Source organism: Pseudomonas sp. Os17 (assembly GCF_001547895.1).
Taxonomy (GTDB): Bacteria; Pseudomonadota; Gammaproteobacteria; order Pseudomonadales; family Pseudomonadaceae; genus Aquipseudomonas.
This window is the reverse complement of the sequence record NZ_AP014627.1, coordinates 5,281,594-5,302,261: the sequence shown is the minus strand read 5'-3', so window position 1 is coordinate 5,302,261 and position 20,668 is coordinate 5,281,594. Positions and strand designations below refer to the sequence as shown.

At 63.0% G+C, this 20,668-nt stretch carries 16 protein-coding genes; 2 read left to right on the top strand and 14 right to left on the bottom strand.

The window, feature by feature from the left end:
• Positions 1–781: 781 nt before the first annotated feature.
• Entirely contained in the window at positions 782–1,840 is a 1,059-nt protein-coding gene (gene nadA, locus POS17_RS23225; protein WP_060840704.1) for a quinolinate synthase NadA, read from the top strand.
• A gap of 63 nt (positions 1,841–1,903) precedes the next feature.
• Here nadA and POS17_RS23220 read toward each other — a convergent pair whose 3' ends face one another.
• The 12 genes from POS17_RS23220 to arcD (POS17_RS23165) form a co-directional block, all read right to left on the bottom strand.
• Positions 1,904–2,392 carry an RDD family protein gene (locus tag POS17_RS23220; RefSeq protein WP_060840703.1) on the bottom strand — a complete coding sequence of 163 codons (489 nt, stop codon included), beginning with the start codon at positions 2,390–2,392 and terminating at the stop codon, positions 1,904–1,906.
• 96 nt (positions 2,393–2,488) lie between these two features.
• Entirely contained in the window at positions 2,489–2,701 is a 213-nt protein-coding gene (locus POS17_RS23215) for a cold-shock protein (protein WP_007977299.1), read from the bottom strand.
• A gap of 392 nt (positions 2,702–3,093) precedes the next feature.
• Entirely contained in the window at positions 3,094–4,218 is a 1,125-nt protein-coding gene (gcvT, locus tag POS17_RS23210) for a glycine cleavage system aminomethyltransferase GcvT (RefSeq protein WP_060840702.1), read from the bottom strand.
• A 39-nt stretch (positions 4,219–4,257) separates the two neighbouring features.
• Entirely contained in the window at positions 4,258–5,634 is a 1,377-nt protein-coding gene (locus POS17_RS23205) for an L-serine ammonia-lyase (protein WP_060840701.1), read from the bottom strand.
• Between the two features lie 107 nt (positions 5,635–5,741).
• Positions 5,742–8,591 (bottom strand): aminomethyl-transferring glycine dehydrogenase, encoded by a 2,850-nt coding sequence (gene gcvP, locus POS17_RS23200; protein WP_060840700.1) that lies wholly within the window; start codon positions 8,589–8,591, stop codon positions 5,742–5,744.
• A 10-nt stretch (positions 8,592–8,601) separates the two neighbouring features.
• Positions 8,602–8,985: a glycine cleavage system protein GcvH gene (gcvH, locus tag POS17_RS23195; RefSeq protein ID WP_060840699.1), complete on the bottom strand. Its 384-nt coding sequence runs from the start codon at positions 8,983–8,985 to the stop codon at positions 8,602–8,604.
• A gap of 411 nt (positions 8,986–9,396) precedes the next feature.
• Entirely contained in the window at positions 9,397–10,905 is a 1,509-nt protein-coding gene (locus POS17_RS23190) for a sigma-54-dependent transcriptional regulator (protein ID WP_060840698.1), read from the bottom strand.
• Positions 10,906–11,076: 171 nt separating this feature from the next.
• Positions 11,077–11,436 (bottom strand): DUF5064 family protein, encoded by a 360-nt coding sequence (locus POS17_RS23185; RefSeq protein WP_016967335.1) that lies wholly within the window; start codon positions 11,434–11,436, stop codon positions 11,077–11,079.
• A 72-nt stretch (positions 11,437–11,508) separates the two neighbouring features.
• Positions 11,509–12,438 (bottom strand): carbamate kinase, encoded by a 930-nt coding sequence (gene arcC, locus POS17_RS23180; RefSeq protein WP_060840697.1) that lies wholly within the window; start codon positions 12,436–12,438, stop codon positions 11,509–11,511.
• An 88-nt stretch (positions 12,439–12,526) separates the two neighbouring features.
• Complete coding sequence (locus tag POS17_RS23175; RefSeq protein WP_015636749.1) at positions 12,527–13,537, bottom strand: ornithine carbamoyltransferase; 1,011 nt, start codon at positions 13,535–13,537, stop codon at positions 12,527–12,529.
• Positions 13,538–13,621: 84 nt separating this feature from the next.
• Positions 13,622–14,878, bottom strand: coding sequence for an arginine deiminase (gene arcA / locus POS17_RS23170; protein ID WP_060840696.1), 1,257 nt, complete (start codon positions 14,876–14,878; stop codon positions 13,622–13,624).
• Positions 14,879–14,930: 52 nt separating this feature from the next.
• Positions 14,931–16,358 carry an arginine-ornithine antiporter gene (gene arcD, locus POS17_RS23165; RefSeq protein WP_060840695.1) on the bottom strand — a complete coding sequence of 476 codons (1,428 nt, stop codon included), beginning with the start codon at positions 16,356–16,358 and terminating at the stop codon, positions 14,931–14,933.
• A 450-nt stretch (positions 16,359–16,808) separates the two neighbouring features.
• Between arcD (POS17_RS23165) and arcD (POS17_RS23160) the strand changes: the two genes are divergently transcribed.
• On the top strand, positions 16,809–18,236 hold the full coding sequence (gene arcD, locus POS17_RS23160) for an arginine-ornithine antiporter (protein ID WP_060840694.1): 1,428 nt from the start codon (positions 16,809–16,811) through the stop codon (positions 18,234–18,236).
• Between the two features lie 166 nt (positions 18,237–18,402).
• On the opposite strand, the gene POS17_RS23155 is transcribed toward arcD (POS17_RS23160), so the two are convergent.
• Positions 18,403–19,758: a CoA transferase gene (locus tag POS17_RS23155; RefSeq protein ID WP_060840693.1), complete on the bottom strand. Its 1,356-nt coding sequence runs from the start codon at positions 19,756–19,758 to the stop codon at positions 18,403–18,405.
• Between the two features lie 104 nt (positions 19,759–19,862).
• Positions 19,863–20,618 (bottom strand): methyl-accepting chemotaxis protein, encoded by a 756-nt coding sequence (locus POS17_RS32820; RefSeq protein WP_375136263.1) that lies wholly within the window; start codon positions 20,616–20,618, stop codon positions 19,863–19,865.
• Positions 20,619–20,668 lie beyond the last annotated feature (50 nt).

Here is a 20,668-nt window from a genome sequence, read left to right as displayed (position 1 = left end):
TCCTTGATTGGCTGGGAGGGTCAGCCGGGACAGTCGGGCGCCACGAATCATTCGTCAGAGCACTCTGAAATAGGCTTTTCCTTGCTGATCCCAGATAACTGTTTCGTTATCTGACGTTAGCGTAGAAAGTTCAAAATGCTATTAATTGTAAAAAAAAACTCTCTATGCTCTGAGCGCCCACCGAACCGTGCAAGCATGGGCCTTGCTACAGCCTGCGAAGCGCGTGGGAATGCCGCTGGACGGGCATTTCACGAGGCATGGCTGACGCGTCAAAGCCCGCTCGGTTTCAGCTAAGTTTTCCCTTGTAACCTCTGCCTCGCGCCAATTCAGGCGCAGTCAGGCGTTTGCGCTGCTGTTGGCGATCAACCTGGCTGTCTGGTACGGCGTTGAACGCAGTCTTTCGATCCGACAGGTCGTTACTCTTCGGCACGAATGGTTCTACTAGGCGACAGTGCTGTGCGCCTTGTGATCTGGCGAGCGAGAGGCTGGGGCTGGGGCTTTCCATCGTGAGCGCCACGACGCCGAGATCTATTTCGCTTACTCCGAGGATCAGGCCAGGAGCGGGTTGTGCGTGCGGGTGGTGTTGGCGCGGGGCGACCCGGGTCGCAAGGAGCAGGCGCCGGACAGAATTGGCTTTTGAATGCCCCGGATATTCTGTAGCCTTGCGCGGCTCAAATGCTGTCCGTACCTGATGAACTCACTCTCCCGGCGGGGCCCTAAGCGGTCCGGAGCCGGTGGTATACTCGACTTTCGCGCCCAAGCGCCTGCAGGTCTTGCGAACATGACGCAAATTTCCGAACGCCTTCTGGTTCAAGCCCACCTCGACGCCAAACAGCCCAAACCCTTGAGTGCTGAGCAAGAGGCCCATTTTCGTGCCGCCATCGCTGCAGAGCTCAAGGCTCAGGACGCGGTGCTGGTTGCGCATTTCTATTGTGATCCGGTGATTCAGGCCCTGGCCGAAGAAACCGGCGGCTGTGTTTCCGACTCTCTGGAAATGGCCCGTTTCGGCAACGCTCATCCGGCCAAGACCGTGGTGGTGGCCGGGGTGCGCTTCATGGGGGAGACGGCGAAGATTCTCAACCCTGAAAAACGCGTGCTGATGCCGACGCTGGAGGCCACTTGCTCGCTCGACCTGGGTTGCCCGGTGGACGAGTTCTCGGCCTTCTGCGATCAGCACCCCGAACGCACCGTGGTGGTTTATGCCAACACCTCGGCGGCGGTCAAAGCCCGTGCCGACTGGGTGGTGACTTCCAGCTGTGCGCTGGAGATCGTTGAAAGCCTGATGGATAACGGCGAGAAGATCATCTGGGGCCCGGACAAGCACCTGGGCACCTACATCCAGCGCCAGACCGGGGCCGACATGCTGCTCTGGGACGGTGCCTGCATCGTTCACGAAGAGTTCAAGTCCAAGCAATTGGAAGACATGAAGGCGCTGTACCCGGAGGCTGCCATCCTGGTGCACCCCGAGTCCCCCAGCTCGGTGATCGAACTGGCGGACGCGGTCGGTTCCACCAGCCAGCTGATCGCCGCCGCACAGCGTCTGCCGAACAAGACCTTCATCGTCGCCACCGACCGCGGCATCTTCTACAAGATGCAGCAGCTGTGCCCGGACAAGGTGTTCATCGAGGCGCCTACGGCCGGTAACGGCGCAGCGTGCCGCAGTTGCGCCCATTGCCCGTGGATGGCCATGAACACCCTGGAGCGCACCCTGCAGTGCCTGCAACAGGGCAGCAACGAGATTCAAGTGGACCCGGCGCTGATCCCCAATGCCGTTCGACCGCTCAAGCGCATGCTGGACTTCACCCAGGCGGCACGAATGAAACTGGCGGGCAACGCCTGAGCGGTTTTATTGCGTAGTCATGCAAACGCCCCGACTTGTCGGGGCGTTTTTGTTGGTAGCGGGTTATTTCTTCTGTTTAGGGATGCGTACCAGCTGGGTGTTGGAGTAGATGTCATGCCAGCTGCGTTTCTGCTTGTCCACCAGCACCCAGAAGAAGCCCAGGCCGGCACACAGCCAGGACGCGATCGATACCATGAAGCGCAGCAATGCCTGCCACAGGCTGATGCGGCTGCCATCGGCGTTCTGTACGCGGATGCCCCAGACCTGCATGCCCAGGGTCTGCCCTGAATGGGTCCAGAATTTGGCGAAGAAGCCGAACAGCACAAACAGCAGGACGGTGGAGTACAGCGGGTCGCCATCCAGAGCGCCGGATTCGGTCAAGGCACGCATCCGCGCTTCGCCGATGATCTGCATCTGGATAAATTTGTAGATGCCGCCGGTGACGATCAGCAGGGCGACGCACAGTAGAAAATCATAGAACATCGCTGCCAGGCGACGCCCCAGGCCGACAGTAGGGAAATCGCCTTGGGGGCTTAGCAGATGCTTCGACATGACAGGCTCTCGACTGAAAAAAGAAGCCATTTTACGGAATTGCGCGCACAAAAAAGCCCCTGATGTCAGCATCAGGGGCTTTTTCGTTACAGACGATTAAGCTTCTGCTTGTACTTCGTCAGCTTGCATGCCTTTCTGGCCTTGCACAGCGATGAAGGTCACTTTTTGGCCTTCTTTCAGGCTCTTGAAGCCGTTGCCCTGAATAGCGCGGAAGTGTACGAACAGATCCGGACCGCTTTCTGGAGTGATAAAACCAAAACCTTTCTCGTCGTTAAACCACTTGACGGTACCGCTCTGACGTTGGGACATTTCTTATTTCCTTTGACGCTAAAAAATTAATGACAGTCTCTTCCTCGTGGAAGAGTACTGGGCTGGGTTGCAGGAAAGTAAGAGACGTCGAACGGGTTGTAGCAAACTTGTTGGCTACTGCCCAGGTCACGATTCCAAGCGACCCATGCAAACACAGTGGGGAAACTCTACGCCAACTACGGGAGAAAAAACAAGCCCCGCGAAGCCCCGGTTTTACTCAGCTTTCCGAGGTTTGGCGGAACTAGCGTGCAGGCCTTATTCGATAGAGTTGTTCAATTGTTTTCGGGCGTTATAAGTAGTGTTCAGTAGCGAAAATATGCACTGTTTTATGGCGGTTGCGTTACAGATTAGTGCACTTTTAACGCAACCGCGTTACTTATAGAAACAGTCCCTCAGCCTCGGTAGTAGCGTTGGGGTACGAATGGCATTTTGCTTACAAGCATTGGCACCTTTTTCCCACGTACTATCGCTGCAACTGGCGTATCAAGTGCACAGTGCTGGATATCGAGGTAACCCATCGCCAATGGAGCGCCGAGGGTCGGACCGAAGCCACCGCTGCATACGCTGCCGATGATGTTCCCTTCGGCGTCGACGATTTCCGCACCTTCGCGCACTGGCGTGCGTTCCTGAGGCAGCAGGCCGACACGTTTGCGATCGACGCCGCCCTGTTGTTGGGCAAAGATCACCTCGGCACCAGGGAACCCGCCGGCACGTGCGCCGTCCGCGCGGCGAGCCTTGGAGATGGCCCACAGCAGGCTGGCCTGAATCGGTGTGGTGTCACTGTTCATGTCATGGCCGTACAGGCACAGGCCGGCTTCCAGGCGCAGGGAGTCGCGGGCGCCCAGGCCGATGGCCGCCACTTCCGGTTCGGCAAGCAGGGCACGGGCCAGTTTTTCCGCCTGCTCGGCAGGTACCGAGATTTCGAAACCGTCTTCCCCGGTATAGCCCGAACGGCTGACAAAGCAGTCCACACCCAGCACGGTCACCGGCTTGAACTGCATGAAGGTCATGCTGGCCACTTCTGGCGCCAGGCGCGCCAGTACCTTGACTGCCGCCGGGCCTTGCAGGGCCAGCAGGGCGCGTTCCTCGAACAGCGGCTGAATGTCGCACTGCTCGCCGAGATGGCGGCGCAGGTGGGCCAGGTCCTGTTCCTTGCAGGCGGCGTTGACCACCAGGAACAGCTGGTCGTCGCCGAGATTGGCGACCATCAGGTCGTCGAGGATGCCGCCCTGTTCATTGGTGAACATGGCATAGCGCTGCATACCCACCGGCAGGTCGATGATGTCCACCGGCACCAGGGTTTCCAGGGCCTGGGCGGCATTGGCGCCACGCAGGAGAATCTGCCCCATGTGGGACACATCGAACAGCCCGGCCTGCTCACGGGTGTGCTGGTGTTCCTTCATGACCCCCAGCGGGTACTGCACCGGCATGTCGTAACCGGCGAATGGCACCATGCGGGCGCCGAGCTCCAGGTGCAGGCTGTGCAGTGGGGTTTTCAACAGTGTTTCGGTGGACATGGGCAACTCCTGAAAAAACGTGCGGATACGGGCGGCGTATCAGCACTCGATAATGTTCACGGCCAGACCGCCACGGGCGGTCTCCTTGTATTTGCTTTTCATGTCGGCGCCGGTCTGGCGCATGGTGCGGATGACCTTGTCGAGGGAGACGAAATGTTGCCCGTCGCCGCGCAGGGCCATGCGCACCGCATTGATGGCCTTCACCGAACCCATGGCGTTGCGCTCGATGCAGGGCACCTGCACCAGGCCGCCGATCGGGTCGCAGGTCAGCCCGAGGTTGTGTTCCATGCCGATTTCCGCGGCGTTCTCCACCTGCTGCACACTGCCGCCGAGGACTTCGCACAAGGCCCCGGCGGCCATCGAACAGGCCACGCCCACTTCGCCCTGGCAGCCGACTTCGGCGCCGGAGATCGAGGCGTTTTCCTTGTACAGGATGCCGATGGCCGCGGCCGTGAGGAGAAAACGCACCACCCCGTCTTCGTTGGCCCCGGGAGTGAAGCGCATGTAGTAGTGCAACACCGCCGGGATGATCCCGGCCGCACCATTGGTGGGCGCCGTGACCACGCGTCCGCCGTTGGCGTTTTCCTCGTTGACCGCCAGGGCGTAGAGATTGACCCAGTCCAGCACCGACAGCGCATCACGCAGCGCGGCCTCCGGGTGCAGGCACAACTGGCGGTGCAGGGCGGCGGCGCGCCGCTTGACCTTGAGCCCGCCCGGCAGGATGCCTTCATTGCGGCAACCGGCAGCCACGCAGTCCTGCATCACCTGCCAGATCTTCAGCAGGCCGGCGCGGGTTTCCGCTTCCGGGCGCCAGGCGCTTTCGTTGGTCAGCATCACCTGGCTGATGGACAGGCCATAGGTGCTGCAATGTTGCAGCAGCTCCTTGGCGGTCTTGAAGGGGAAGGTCAGGCGAGTGGTGTCTTCGACGATACGGTCGGCGCCGGCGGCGTCTTCGTCGACCACGAAACCACCGCCCACGGAGTAGTACTCGCGGCTGCGGATCTGCAGGCCGGCGCTATCGAAGGCACGAAAAATCATGCCATTGGGGTGATAGGCCAGGGGTTTGCGGATCATTGCCAGGTGTTCTTTCTCGTTGAACGCAATGCTGTGTTCACCGAGCAGGTTGATTCGCCCGCTGCTGCGTATCGCCTGCAGCCGAGTGGCGATGTTCTCGGTATTCACGGTGTCCGGCTGTTCGCCTTCCAGGCCCAGCAATACCGCCTTGTCGCTGCCGTGGCCCTTGCCGGTGGCGCCCAGTGAGCCGTACAGCTCGACCTTGACGCAGGCGGTAGCCGCCAGCAGGTCATCGCGACGCAGGCCTTCGACAAAACGCGCAGCCGCGCGCATCGGGCCAACGGTGTGGGAGCTGGAGGGGCCGATGCCAATCTTGAACAGGTCGAACACGCTCAGGGACATGTTGGTTCTCCGGTTTCTTGTTATAGAGGCAGCGGCAAGCGACAAGCTGCAAGTCAGACGCCGATCGGCTCTTTCTTGCAGCTTGAGGCTACTAGCTTGTGGCTGCCTTAGGCGTAGCTTTCGATCGACGGGCAGGCACACACCAGGTTGCGGTCGCCGAACACGTTGTCGACCCGGCCAACCGGAGGCCAGTACTTGCCTTCGATCAGCGAGGCCACTGGGTATACGGCCTGCTCACGGCTGTACGGGTGGGACCATTCACCCACCAGTTCTGCTGCCGTGTGCGGAGCGTTCTTCAGTGGGTTGTCGTCCTTGTCCAGGGTGCCGTTTTCCACCGCGCGGATTTCCTCGCGGATGCGGATCATGGCGTCGCAGAAGCGGTCCAGTTCTTCCTTGGATTCGCTTTCGGTCGGCTCGATCATCAGGGTGCCGGCCACCGGGAACGACATGGTCGGGGCGTGGAAGCCGAAATCGATCAGGCGCTTGGCCACGTCATCGACGCTGATGCCGCTGCTGTCTTTCAGCGGACGCAGGTCGAGGATGCATTCGTGGGCCACCAGGCCGTTGCTGCCGGTGTAGAGCACGGGGTAGTGCTCTTCCAGGCGCCGCGAAATGTAGTTGGCGTTGAGGATCGCCAGCTGCGATGCGCGCTTGAGGCCGGCGCCGCCCATCATGCGGATGTACATCCAGGTGATCGGCAGGATGCTGGCGCTGCCGAACGGTGCGGCACACACCGCGCCTTTCTTGTTCTCCAGCGCGGCGTGACCGGGGAGGAAGGGCGCCAGGTGGGACTTGACGCCGATCGGGCCCACGCCCGGGCCGCCACCGCCGTGGGGAATGCAGAAGGTCTTGTGCAGGTTCAGGTGGGACACGTCGCCACCGAATTTGCCCGGCGCGCAGAGGCCGACCATGGCATTCATGTTGGCGCCGTCGATGTACACCTGGCCGCCGTTGTCATTAATGATGCCGCAGATTTCGCGGATGCCTTCCTCGAACACGCCGTGGGTCGACGGGTAGGTGATCATCAGCGCGGCGAGGTGTTCGCGGTGCTCGATGGCCTTGGCCCGCAGGTCTTCGATATCGACGTTGCCGCGGGCGTCGCAGGCCGTGACCACCACGCGCATGCCGGCCATGTTGGCGGTGGCCGGGTTGGTGCCGTGGGCCGATGACGGAATCAGGCAGATGTCGCGACGGTCATCGCCACGGCTCTGGTGATAGGCACGGATGGCCAGCAGGCCGGCGTACTCACCCTGGGACCCGGCGTTGGGTTGCAGGGAGACGGCGTCGTAGCCGGTCGCGGCGCAGAGCATCGCCTCCAGCTCGGTGGTCAGTTGCTGGTAGCCAGCACTCTGCTCGGCCGGGGCGAAGGGGTGCAGCGCACCGAATTCGGCCCAGGTGATCGGAATCATCTCGCTGGCGGCGTTGAGCTTCATGGTGCAGGAGCCCAGGGGGATCATGGTGCGATCCAGGGCCAGGTCCTTGTCCGCCAGCTTGCGCAGGTAGCGCATCAGCTCGGTTTCCGAGTGATAGCGGTTGAACACCGGGTGGCTGAGGATCGCCGACTGACGGACCAGGGCCGCGGGGATGCTGCTGCTCACCGTGGCCGCCAGCGCGGCGAAGTCCGGCGCGGCCTGGCCGTCGCCCAGCAGGCTCCACAGGCCTTCGACGTCGGCCTGGGTGGTGGTTTCGTCCAGGGACAGGCCAAGGCGCTCAGCGTCGATTACCCGCAGGTTGATGCCCTGGGCGCGTGCCTTGTCGTGCAGCGCGGCGGTGCCGGTACCGGTGTGCAGGCTCAGGGTGTCGAAGAAGTTGTCCTGCTCCACGACCAGCCCCAGCGCCTTCAGGCCCTTGGCCAAGATCGCGGTCAACTGGTGGATGCGCTGGGCAATCTGAATCAGGCCCTTGGGACCGTGATAGACGGCATACATGCTGGCAATGTTGGCCAGCAGGACCTGGGCGGTGCAGATGTTGCTGGTGGCCTTTTCGCGACGGATATGCTGCTCGCGGGTCTGCATGGCCAGGCGCAGGGCCGGCTTGCCGAAACGGTCTACGGAGACGCCCACCAGACGGCCCGGCATGTCGCGCTTGAAGGCATCGCGGGTGGAGAAATAGGCCGCATGCGGGCCACCGAAGCCCAGCGGTACACCGAAGCGCTGGGCGCTGCCGATGGCCACGTCGGCGCCGAATTCGCCCGGCGGAGTCAGCAGGGTCAGGGCCAGCAAGTCGGCGGCCACGGCCACCAGGGCGTTGGCGGCGTGGAAGCGCTCGGTCAGTTCGCGGTAGTCGAACAGGTCGCCGTTGCTCGCCGGGTATTGCAGCAGGGCACCGAAGAACGGGCTGACGTCGGTCAGCTTGCGCTCATCGCCCACCACCACGTTGATTCCCAGGGGCTCGGCACGGGTGCGCAGTACGTCCAGGGTTTGCGGGTGGCAATGCACCGAGGCGAAGAAGGCATGGCTGCCCTTGTTCTTGCTCAGGCGCTTGCAGAAGGTCATGGCTTCGGCGGCGGCGGTGCCTTCGTCCAGCAGCGAGGCATTGGCGATCGGCAGGCCGGTCAGGTCGCTGATCAGGGTCTGGAAGTTCAGCAGGGCTTCCAGGCGACCTTGGGAGATTTCCGGCTGGTAGGGGGTGTAGGCGGTGTACCAGGCCGGGTTTTCCAGCAGGTTGCGCAGGATCGGCGAGGGGGTATGGCAGCTGTAGTAACCCTGGCCGATGTAGGTCTTGAACAGCTGGTTCTTGGCGGCGATGGCCTTGATCGAGGCCAGGGCCTCGGCTTCGCTCTGGCCCTGGCCCAGGTCCAGCACGCTGGTGCCCTTGATGCTGTCGGGAATCACGCTGGCGCTCAGAGCTTCCAGGGAGTCGAAGCCCAGGCTGTTGAGCATGGCTTGCTCATCGGCCTGGCGCGGGCCGATGTGGCGCGCGATGAATTCGTTGGCGGTAGTCAGGTTGACGGTCATGACGGGCTCCTCAGGCTTCGGCGCTGGCTTTGATCAGGCGGTCGTAGGCGTCCTGATCCAGCAGTTGGCCGACAGCGGCGGCATCGGCGGGAATGAAGCGGAAGAACCAGCCTTCGCCCAGCGGGTCTTCGTTGACCAGCTCAGGGCTGTCTTCCAGGGCCGGGTTGGTGGCGACCACTTCACCGTCGAGCGGCATGTACACGCCGCTGGCGGCCTTTACCGACTCCACGGTGGCGGCTTCGGCGCCCTTTGCGTAGCTCTGCAGCTCCGGCAGTTGCACAAACACCACATCACCCAGGGCGTTCTGGGCGAAAGCCGTGATGCCGACGGTGACACTGCCATCCGCTTCGCTACGCAGCCATTCGTGATCTTCAGTAAAACGCAACTCGCTCATGGAAACTCCTCAGGGGCCAGACTCGTCTGGTGGACGCGATTGAATGCTCGTGCGGGGCCGAGCCGGATAACAATACCCATAGCAAGAATGCGGCCAATAAATAGTTAGGCCTTTAAAATCAATGAGTTAAGTATTGTGGCTGGGTGCCCGCCGCGTTTTCGTGTAGCGAAATCGCTACAGCTGACGGCGTGGAGAAAAGGCTTTGAGGATCAAAGCCTTGCACGGCAGCGATTACAAGGCCGTGTAGCGAAATCGTTCCGCTGTAGCGCTTTCAGTACAGTTGCAGGTCGCTTCCAGAACGCAAGACGCGGCGCGGGGTTCAGGCTCGGGTCTTGCCAGTGAAGGTGCCCGCAAGGGCCGCGCCAGGCCCAGGCAGCCCTGGCCAGCCGGCTCCTGCCCCAGGGGAGCCGGTCAGGCCTTGTTGGGAATGCCGTACTTGCGCAGGCGATGGGCGATGGCGGTGTGGGAGGTCTGCAGGCGGTTGGCCAGTTGCCGGGTCGAGGGGTAATGCACGTAGAGGTTTTCCAGCAGCTCTTTCTCGAAGCTTTCCACGGCCTGTTCCAGGCTTTCGATTTCGGTGTCGTTCTGCCTAGCCACCGAGGTGCCGGCGATGTCCAGGTCGCCGATGTCCACCAGGTTGCTTTCGCAGATGGCCGCCGCGCGAAAGATCACGTTCTGCAACTGGCGCACGTTGCCCGGCCAGCGGTTGCTCAGCAGCGCCGGATAGGTGCCCGGGGTCAGGCGACACACCGGGCGCTGGATCTGCGCGCAGGCTTGCTGCATGAAGTAGCGGGCCAGCAGCAGGATGTCCTGGCCGCGCTCGCGCAGCGGCGGCACTTCCACGTTGAGGACGTTGAGGCGGTAGAACAGGTCCTCGCGGAAGCTGCCTTCGCCGACCATTTTCTCCAGGTCGCGGTGGGTGGCGCTGAGGATGCGCACATTGACCTTGATCTCGCGATCGCCGCCCACCCGGCGAAAGCTGCCGTCATTGAGAAAGCGCAGCAGCTTGGCTTGCAGATAGGGCGACATCTCGCCGATTTCATCGAGAAACACTGTGCCCTGGTTGGCCAGCTCCATCAGCCCCGGCTTGCCGCCGCGCTGGGCACCGGTAAAGGCGCCGGGGGCATAGCCGAACAGTTCGCTCTCGGCCAGGTTTTCCGGTAGCGCGGCGCAGTTCAGGGCCAGGAACGGCGCGCTGTGCCGGGCGCTGATGGCGTGGCAGGCACGGGCCACCAGCTCCTTGCCGGTGCCGGTTTCGCCCTGGATCAGCAGCGGTGCATCCAGGGCAGCGACCCGTTGTGCCCGGGCCTTGAGGGTGCGAATCGCCGGTGATTCGCCGAGCAGGGCATCGAAGCCCTCGGCGTGATCGTGGTGCAGGGCCGACAGACGCTCGCCGATGCGGTTGGGCTGGTACAGGGTCAGCAGCGCGCCGGCGTCGGTGATGGGCGTGGCGTCCAGCAGCAGGGTCTGGCCATTGACGATGATTTCCCGTAGCGGCAGGCGAAAGCCGTTTTCCAGCAGCGCCTCCAGCAGCGCCGGATCGGCAAACAGTTCGGCGACGCTTTCCCCGGCCGGCTCGCGGCCATACAGGGCGATCAGCGCCGGGTTGGCCAGCAGCACTTTACCGGCGCTGTCCAGGGCCAGCACCGGATCGGTCATGGCCGCCAGCAAGGCGTCCAATTGCAGGTGCCGGCGTTGCCCGGGAAGGATGTCGACCACGGTCACTGCCTGCACGCCGCGCACGTTGAACAGCGCGTCGCGCAATTCCTCCAGGACCTGGGGGCTCAGGGTCGGGGCATCGATATAGACGTTGGGTGGCACCATTTCCACCGCATCCAGGTTGAGATTGCGCCCGCCCAGCAGGGCCAGGACTTCCTGGGTGATGCCGACGCGGTCGATGAAGCTGACGTGGATACGCATGAGGCGACAGAGGCTTCTGGAACACTGAAGGGCGCCAGTATGCCTTGGGCGAGAGCCTTAGTCGAAATCGCTGGAGCTGTCGTAGGAGCCGGCTTGCCGGCGAAGGCGGACCAGGCACCCAGGTATGGCGGTGGTCATTTCGCCGGCAGGCCGGCTCCTACAGAAGAGGGGTTATGCCAGGTGTTCGGGGTTGATCGGGTCGCCGGGCTTGACGTTCAGCTGCTTGCGCACGTCTTCGAACATCTCGTCGTAGTACTTGTGCATGGAGGCAATGCTGGCGCTCTTGGGCAAACCGTACTGCTGGGCGATGCGGGTGGCGTGACGGGCAAAGTCGAAGGCCAGGTCCTTGGCCAGGAAGAACTGCTCTTTCAAGGATTTGCCTTCGATGGTGCCGTGCAGGGTGAACAGCATGCCGTGACCCTCCTTGGGGTCCTGGGCCAGTTCATAGTCGATGCACAGGTTGTAGCTGAAGTCGTCCTTGCTCAGCGCATGGCGCTCGATATGCAGGTGACCGGGCTCAAACATGGCCATAGGCGTCTCTCCTCCAGGGCTTTGACAGGAGGGCAGGCACCGGGCCTGCCCCGAGTTCTTACAGCAAGCGTCTTACAGGTAGCGGATGCCGGGTTGCGCCGTGCTGATGCGGGTACCGGCCTTGCCCTGGACGATCGCTTCGATGTCCGAGAGTGAACCGATCACCGCGACTTTGCCAGTGTGCCGGGCAAATTCGCAGGCGGCCTGGACCTTGGGTCCCATGGAGCCGGCGGCAAAGCCCAGCTTGTCCATTTCATCCGGATGGGCCTGGGCGATGGCCTTCTGGGTCGGCTTGCCGAAGTCGATGAAGGCTGCGTTGACGTCGGTGGCGATCACCAGCAGATCAGCCTCCAGTTGCTCGGCCAGCAGCGCCGAACACAGGTCCTTGTCGATCACCGCCTCGATGCCCCGGAGCTTGCCGTCCTCGCCGTACATGGTCGGAATGCCGCCACCGCCGGCGCAGATCACGATGCTGCTCTTTTCCAGCAGCCACTTGATCGGGCGGATCTCGAAGATGCGCTTGGGTTTCGGGCTGGCCACCACCCGGCGGTACTTGTCGCCGTCCGGGGCGATGGCCCAGCCTTTCTCCTTGGCCAGCTTCTCGGCTTCTTCCTGGCTGTAGACCGGGCCGATGGGCTTGGTCGGGTTCTTGAAGGCCGGGTCCTTGGCGTCCACTTCCACCTGGGTCAGCAAGGTGGCGAAGGGCACCTCGAAGTCCAGCAGGTTGCCCAGTTCCTGTTCGATGATGTAGCCGATCATGCCTTCGGTCTCGGCACCGAGCACGTCCAGCGGGTAGGGCGAAACCTGGGTATAGGCCGCCGCCTGCAGCGACAGCAGGCCCACCTGCGGACCATTGCCGTGAGCGATCACCAGCTGGTTGCCGGGATGGATCTTGGCGATCTGTTCGGTGGCGATGCGGATGTTGGCGCGTTGGTTGTCCGCGGTCATGGGTTCACCACGGCGGAGCAGGGCGTTACCGCCCAGTGCAACGACGATACGCATAATGCAGTCCTTCTAGGGGCTCTGCAGGCGCCGGCTTGCCAACGAACAGCGGTTGGCTGGCAAGCCGGCCCCGGCAGGGGGAGGCGGGTTAGAGGTCGGCCAGGGTCGAAACCAGGATCGCCTTGATGGTGTGCATGCGGTTTTCCGCTTGCTCGAAGGCGATGCAGGCTGGCGATTCGAACACGTCGTCGGTCACTTCAATGCCGTTGGCCAGGTGCGGATACTGTTCGGCGATCTGCTTGCCGACCTTGGTATCGCTGTTGTGGAAGGCCGGCAGGCAGTGCATGAACTTGGTCCGTGGGTTGCCGGTGGCTTTCATCAGCTGGGCATTGACCTGATACGGCAGCAGTTGCTCGATGCGCTCGGCCCAGGCTTCCACCGGCTCGCCCATGGACACCCAGACGTCGGTGTGGATGAAGTCCACGCCCTTGACCGCGGCTTTCGGGTCTTCGGTGAGGGTGATGCGGGCACCGCTTTCCTCGGCGTATTGCTTGCAGCGTTGCACCAGGTCGTCATGGGGCCACAGGGCCTTGGGCGCGCAGATGCGCACGTCCATGCCGAGCTTGGCGCCCACCAGCAGCAGCGAATTGCCCATGTTGTTACGCGCGTCACCCAGGTAGGCGTAGCTGATTTCATGGATCGGCTTGTCGGCGTGTTCACGCATGGTCAGTACGTCGGCGATCATCTGGGTCGGGTGGTATTCGTCGGTCAGGCCGTTGAACACCGGCACCCCGGCGAACTTCGCCAGTTCTTCGACGATTTCCTGCTTGAAGCCGCGGTACTCGATGGCGTCGTACATCCGCCCCAGCACCCGGGCGGTGTCCTTCATGCTTTCCTTGTGGCCGATCTGCGACGAGTTGGGGTCGATGTAGGTGACGTTGGCACCCTGGTCATAGGCCGCCACTTCGAAGGCGCAACGGGTGCGGGTCGAAGTTTTTTCGAAGATCAGGGCGATGTTGTTGCCCTTGAGGTGCTGCTGCTCGGTGCCGGTGTACTTGGCGCGTTTGAGGTCGCGGGACAGGTCCAGCAGGTAGCGCAGCTCGCGTGGAGTGTGGTGTTCCAGGCTCAGCAGGTTACGGTTGTGAATATTGAAAGCCATGATGGATCTCCTTTGATTTCGGTCGTCCACTTGCCGAGGCCCTTTGTGGGGGCAACGGCAAGCTGCTATGTCGGATAGGGGCGCTTAGTAGTCGATCGGGTCGCGGATGATCGGGCAGGTCATGCAGTGGCCGCCGCCACGGCCCCGGCCCAGTTCGCCGGCGCTGATGGTGATGACCTCGACCCCGGCCTTGCGCAGCAGGGTGTTGGTGTAGGTGTTGCGGTCGTAGCCGATGACCACGCCCGGTTCCACGGCCACCACGTTGTTGCCGTCGTCCCATTGCTCGCGTTCGGCGGCGAAGCTGTTGCCACCGGTTTCCACCACGCGCAGGGCCTTGAGGTTGAGGGCCTTGGCCACGGTGTCGAGGAAGCTGGTTTCCTCGCGGCGCACGTCGATGCCGCCCGGCTTGCTTTCGTCAGGGCGCAGGCTGAAGGCGACGATCTGGCTCACCACTTCCGGGAAGACCGTGACCAGGTCGCGGTCGCAGAAGCTGAACACGGTGTCCAGGTGCATCGCTGCGCGGGATTTCGGCAGGCCGGCGACGATCACCCGCTCCACGGCCTTGTGCTTGAACAGGTTCAGCGCCAGTTGGCCGATCGCCTGGCGCGAGGAGCGCTCGCCCATGCCGATCAGGACCACGCCATTGCCGATGGGCATCACGTCGCCGCCTTCCAGGGTGGCGTTGCCGTGTTCCTGGTCCGGGTCGCCGTACCAGATCTGGAAATCGGCGTGGGTGAACTCGGGGTGGAACTTGTAGATGGCGGTGGTCAGCAGGGTTTCCTGGCGTCGCGCCGGCCAGTACATCGGGTTCAGGGTCACGCCGCCGTAGATCCAGCAGGTGGTGTCGCGGGTGAACTGGGTGTTGGGCAGCGGCGGCAGGATGAAGCTGGAGTGGCCGAGGAAGTCGCGGAACATCTCGATGGTCTTGCCACCGAAGCTGGTGGGCAGGTCATCGGCGGACACGCCGCCGATCAGGAACTCGGCGACCTTGCGCGGCTCCAGGCTGCGCAGCCACGAACCGACCTCATTGACCAGGCCCAGGCCGACCTGGTTGGCGGTGATCTTGCGCTCCAGAATCCAGTCCAGGGCTTCGGGCATGGCGACGATGTCGGTCAGCAGATTGTGCATTTCCAGCACATCAATGTCCCGCTCGCGCATCTTGGTGACGAAGTCGAAGTGGTCGCGTTTGGCCTGGGCCACCCACAGCACATCATCGAACAGCAGTTCATCGCAGTTGTTCGGGGTCAGCCGCTGATGGGCCAGGCCTGGGGAGCAAACCATGACTTTGCGCAGTTTGCCGGCTTCGGAATGGACGCCGTACTTAACTTTTTCCGTGGTCATTACTGTGATCCTCCAGAGACAAAACAATCGGGGTGTGGCTTCAAAGGCCGTGCTACAGGGTCAGGAAGCCGTCGTAGAGTCCGTAGGCCGCCACCAGGGCGCCTATGACCACCGCGGCAAAAATCAGCTTCTCGACGTTGGTGAAAATCGGTTTGTGCAGTTCCATCTTGGCCTTGGCGAACAGCACCACGCCGGGGGCGTAGAGCAGGGCCGAGAGCAGCAGGTACTTGACCCCGCCGGCGTACAGCAGCCAGATCGCGTAGAGCAGGGCGATGCCGCCGATGACCAGGTCCTTCTTGCGTTCGGCCAGGGCCTGTTCGTAGCTTTCGCCGCGCACCGCCAGCAGCACCGCGTAGGCCGCCGACCACAGGTAGGGCACCAGGATCATCGAGGTGGCGAGGTAGATCAGCGACAGGTAGGTGCTGGCCGAGAACAGGGTGATGATCAGGAAGATCTGCACCATGGCGTTGGTCAGCCACAGGGCGTTGGCCGGTACGTGGTTGGCGTTCTCGCGGCGCAGGAACTCCGGCATGGTGTGGTCCTTGGCCGCGGCGAACATGATCTCCGCGCACAGCAGCACCCAGGACAGCAGCGCTCCCAGCAGCGAGATGATCAGGCCGACGCTGATCAGCACTGCGCCCCAGTGGCCCACCACATGTTCCAGTACCGCGGCCATGGACGGGTTCTGCAGCTTGGCCAGTTCCGGCTGGGTCATGATCCCCAGGGACAGCACGTTCACCAGCACCAGGAACAGCAGCACGGTGATGAAGCCGATGACGGTGGCCTTGCCCACGTCCGAGCGTTTTTCCGCCCGGGACGAGAAGATGCTCGCGCCCTCGATGCCGATGAACACCCACACGGTGACCAGCATCATGTTGCGCACCTGGTTCATCACGCTGCCCAGGTCGGGGTTCTTCCGGCCCCAGATGTCGGCGGTGAAGATGTCCAGCTTGAAGGCGAACAGGGCGATCAGCACGAACAGCAGCAGTGGTACGACCTTGGCGACCGTGGTCACCAGGTTGATGAAGGCGGCTTCCTTGATGCCGCGCAGCACCAGAAAATGCACGGCCCAGAGCAGCACCGAGGCACCGATCACCGCCGCCGGGGTGTTGCCCTCACCGAAGATCGGGAAGAAATAGCCCAGGGTGCTGAACAGCAGGACGAAGTAGCCGACGTTACCCAGCCAGGCACTGATCCAGTACCCCCAGGCGGAAGAGAAACCCATGTAGTCGCCAAAACCGGCCTTGGCGTAGGCATAGACACCGCCGTCCAGATCAGGTTTGCGGTTGGCCAGGGTTTGAAAGACGAATGCCAAGGTCAACATGCCGACAGCGGTAATCGCCCAACCAATAAGAACTGCACCGACATCGGCGCTGGCTGCCATGTTTTGCGGTAAGGAAAAGATCCCTCCGCCAATCATGGAACCCACTACCAGGGCGACTAAGGCGCCCAGTCTTAGTTTTCCGGGAGATTCAGACATTGCATGACTCCAATGCAGGAGAAGAGAGACGTCAGAGTAAATCTGCTTGCAATCAGAACAGCTGACTTAGATCAGTTCATTGCGGCATTCCGTTGTGAATGAATGACTTAAGATTTATTGCAGGAGGTAGAATGCTGCCCTGAGAGGGCCATTCCAGAGGCTTTAAACTACTTTTTAGTGGGCACTCGGATTGTTGTTGTCGTTTGAAACTAGACCCTTTTTGCGAATGTGCAAATCCTCTAGGGTGGTCAACTAATAACCAATGCGTGATAGCACTTAGTACATGTGTTTAACAAAATACTCGGTTATTCAGTGCCTTCTGAAGGCCATTCTGAAGTCCGCCCATAAAGGCTGTTTAATTGACTGTTACTGTTAGATGCACATTTCTGGAATGTTCATTAATGGCCTATCGTCTTATTGCCCGATCGACTCACTGAAGCAGAGGTAGGAATGTCACAACCGGCGCAGAAGCTTCAACTCGGTGCACTGATCGCTCTGGTCGTGGGCTCGATGATTGGTGGCGGGATTTTCTCGCTGCCGCAGAACATGGCGGCCCGGGCCGATGTCGGCGCCGTGCTGATTGGCTGGGGGATCACGGCGGTGGGCATGCTGACCCTGGCATTCGTCTTCCAGACCCTGGCCAACCGCAAGCCGGAGCTGGACTCCGGGGTCTACGCCTACGCCAAGGCCGGTTTCGGCGACTACATGGGGTTTTCCTCGGCCTGGGGCTACTGGATCAGTGCCTGGCTGGGCAACGTCGGCTACTTCGTCCTGCTGTTCAGCACCCTGGGCTATTTCTTTCCGGTGTTCGGCCAGGGCAACACCCCGGTGGCCATCGGCTGCGCCTCCTTGCTGCTGTGGGCCGTGCATTTTCTGGTGCTGCGGGGGATCAAGGAGGCGACGTTCATCAACCAGCTGACCACGGTGGCGAAGATCGTGCCGCTGATGATGTTCATCGTCATCGCCGCCGTGGCGTTCAAGGCGGAGATCTTTACCCGGGATATCTGGGGGCGCAGCAACCCGAACTTCGGCGGGGTGATGGATCAGGTGCGCAACATGATGCTGGTCACGGTGTTCGTGTTCATCGGCATCGAGGGCGCCAGCGTCTATTCGGCCCGGGCGCAGAAGCGCGCGGATGTCGGTCGGGCCACGGTGATCGGCTTTCTCGGGGTGCTGGCGCTGCTGGTGCTGGTCAACGTGCTGTCCCTGGGGATCATGAGCCAGCCGGAACTGGCCAAGCTGCAGAACCCGTCCCTGGCGGCGGTGCTGGAGCATATCGTCGGCCCCTGGGGCGCCTTGCTGATCAGCATTGGCCTGGCGGTTTCGCTGTTGGGCGCCTTGTTGTCCTGGGCCCTGCTGTGCGCGGAAATCCTCTACGCCACCGCCCGGGACCGGACCATGCCGGCCTTCCTGAAGAAGGAAAACGCCAACCATGTGCCGGTCAATGCCCTGTGGCTGACCAACGTCATGATCCAGATCTTCCTGCTGATCACCCTGTTCTCCGCCGGCACCTACACCAACCTGATCTACCTCGCCTCGTCGATGATCCTGGTGCCCTACCTGTGGTCGGCAGCCTATGCGGTGCTGCTCAGCGGCCGAGGGGAAACCTACGAGCAGGCGTCCCGGGAGCGGCTGAAGGACCTGTGCATCGCAGTCGTGGCCCTGAGCTACGCCATCTGGCTGTTGTACGCCGGCGGCTTGAAGTACCTGCTGCTCTCGGCGCTGCTCTACGCGCCCGGGGTGATTCTGTTTGCCAAGGCCAAGCGCGAGCAGGGCGAGCCGCTGTTCACCCCGCTGGAAAAACTGATCTTCGGTGCGGTGATCATCGGCGCCTCGCTGGCAGCTTATGGCCTGTACAGCGGCCTGCTGGCGCTGTGACCGAGCGTGTGCCTGATCGGGCCGCGGCCTGGCGACCGTGGCGCGGTTATGCGGCGCGGCAGGGTTGGTCGGCTTTGGCGGCGGTCGTCGCTGCGGGTGGTTCGCTGGCAAGCCAGCGCCCAGGGCGCCGGTAATCCTCCAGGTGGCGGCTTGCCGGCGAAGGCGCTCACCACCATTTGGGGCGATGGGCGCCCAGGGCGGTCGCCGGGCAATCCCACTGCACAGGCGTTGCGCTGATGTGCAACGGCACCTGCAGGCGCCGGGCCGGTCCCCAGGGAGTCTGCTCCTGAAGCAGCCCCTGATCTTCAGGGGTTTCGGCGCGCAGTGGCGTTTGGTTTCCCGTTGACCGGCAATGCTCAACCAGCAGCTTGGCGGTGCGGGCCAGGGACAGGCGCGCCGAGGTGCCCTGGCCGCCGCTCAAGGACAGGTTCAGCGCCCGCAGGGCACTGGCCGCCATCAGGTAGCCGGTGGCGTGATCCAGGGCCTGGACCGGCAGCGGCAGTGGTTGCTCCGCGGCTTTCCAGTCCATGCCGGCTGCGGCGATGCCGGCGCTCATCTGTACCAGGCTGTCGAAGCCCCGGCGGTCGCGCCAGGGGCCGCTCCAGCCATAGGCATTGAGGCTGACCTCGATCAGCCCCGGGGCGATTCGCTGGCGTGTCTCGGCGTCGTAACCCAGGTGGTCCAGGGCATCGGCGCGATAGCCGTGCAGCAGCAGGTCGGCTTCGGCCAGCAGGCCTTCGAATACCGCGCGCTGTTCCAGGTCGTGCAGGTCCAGGCGCGCGCAGCGCTTGCCCAGCGTCACCTCCGGCTCCAGGGCCGGTTCGTTCCAGCCCGGCGGGTCGATCCGCAGTACCTCGGCGCCCAGCCCCGCCAGCAGGCGGCTGGCCACGGGGCCGGCCAGGACCCGGGTCAGGTCCAGCACCTTCAGTCCGGCCAGGGGCCGGGCGCTGGAACCGCTCCAGGTGTTCGGCCGCGAGCCGCGGTGCGGCAGCCAGTGCACCAGGGGTTCGGCGTTGACCGCCTGCCCCTGCGGGTGCGCCTGCCACTGTGCCCAACTGCGCATCTGCGCGGCGCAACCGCCCTGATCGACGATGGCCTGCTCCAGCTCCAGGGCATCCCAGCTGGCCACGCGGGCGGCCATGGCGTCGCGCCCGCTCACCGCGCCCAGCACTCGTTCGGCGGCGGCGCGGTGGTGGGGCGCATTGGTGTGCAGACGAATCCATCCGTCGCGGCTGGGGTAATCCCCGGCAATCGGGTCCCAGGGGGATGGCAGGCTCCAGCCTTGCGGGCGGATCGAACCGGCGAACCAGAATGAGGCCAGGCGCCGGTCGACGCTGACCTGTGGCCGGTGCCCGGTCTGGCTGTACAGGAGTTCGGCCAGGGCTTGCCCGGCGACGGCGATGCTGGCGCAGGCCAGGTCGGTTACGGCGAAGGCCGAGGGCAGGGCGCCCTGGCCGGTCTGTCGGACGCTTGCAGGCGCCAGGCCCAGCGCGGCCTGGAGGGTTGCCAGTAGTTCGGTCATGACGCACTCCCCGGTTCAGAGGAGGGCATTGCACCCTGAAACCGCCGCCACTGTCGATCACCTTAGGTCATCGGTCGCGGCGGGCGGCGGGGCGAGAATCGCGCTTACACCCGGAACTGATCCATCAGTTTCATCTGTTGGGTGGCCAGGGCGTTGAGCTGGCTGCTGACCTGGGCCGACTCGCTGGCTTGCTCGGTGAGGGTTTCGGTCACGCTGCGGATCGCCGAGACGTTGCGATTGACCTCTTCGGCCACGGCGCTCTGCTGTTCGGCGGCGCTGGCGATCTGCAGGTTCATGTCGCTGATCACGGTGACCGCGTCGCTGATCCTGCCCAGCGCCTGGACGGCCTGATGAATCTGTCCGGCGTTGTTCTGCGCCTGGCTCTGGCTGGCGTGCATGGTGTTGACCACATCGCGGGTGCCGCTCTGGATGCGCTCGATGACCACGCGGATCTCTTCCACCGAGTCCTGGGTACGTTTGGCCAGGTTGCGCACTTCATCGGCCACCACCGCAAAGCCGCGGCCGCTTTCGCCGGCGCGGGCCGCCTCGATGGCGGCGTTGAGGGCCAGCAGGTTGGTCTGTTCGGCGATGCTGCGGATCACTTCCAGCACCGAGCCGATCTGTTCGCTGCTCACCGCCAGGGCCTCGACTTCACCCACGGCCTTGCTCACTTCCTCGGCCAGCAGGCTGATATCCCGGGTGCTGCGCTCGATGATGGTCATGCCGTCCTTGGCCGACTGGTCGGCGCCACGGGCGGCCTGGGCGGCATTGGAGGCGCTGTTGGCGACGTCGTGGGCCGTGGCGCTCATTTCATTGGACGCGGTGGCCACCTGGTCGATCTCGCGGAACTGCACCTGCATGCCTTCGCTGGTCTGGCGGGCGATCTCCGAAGACTGGTCGGCGGTGCCGC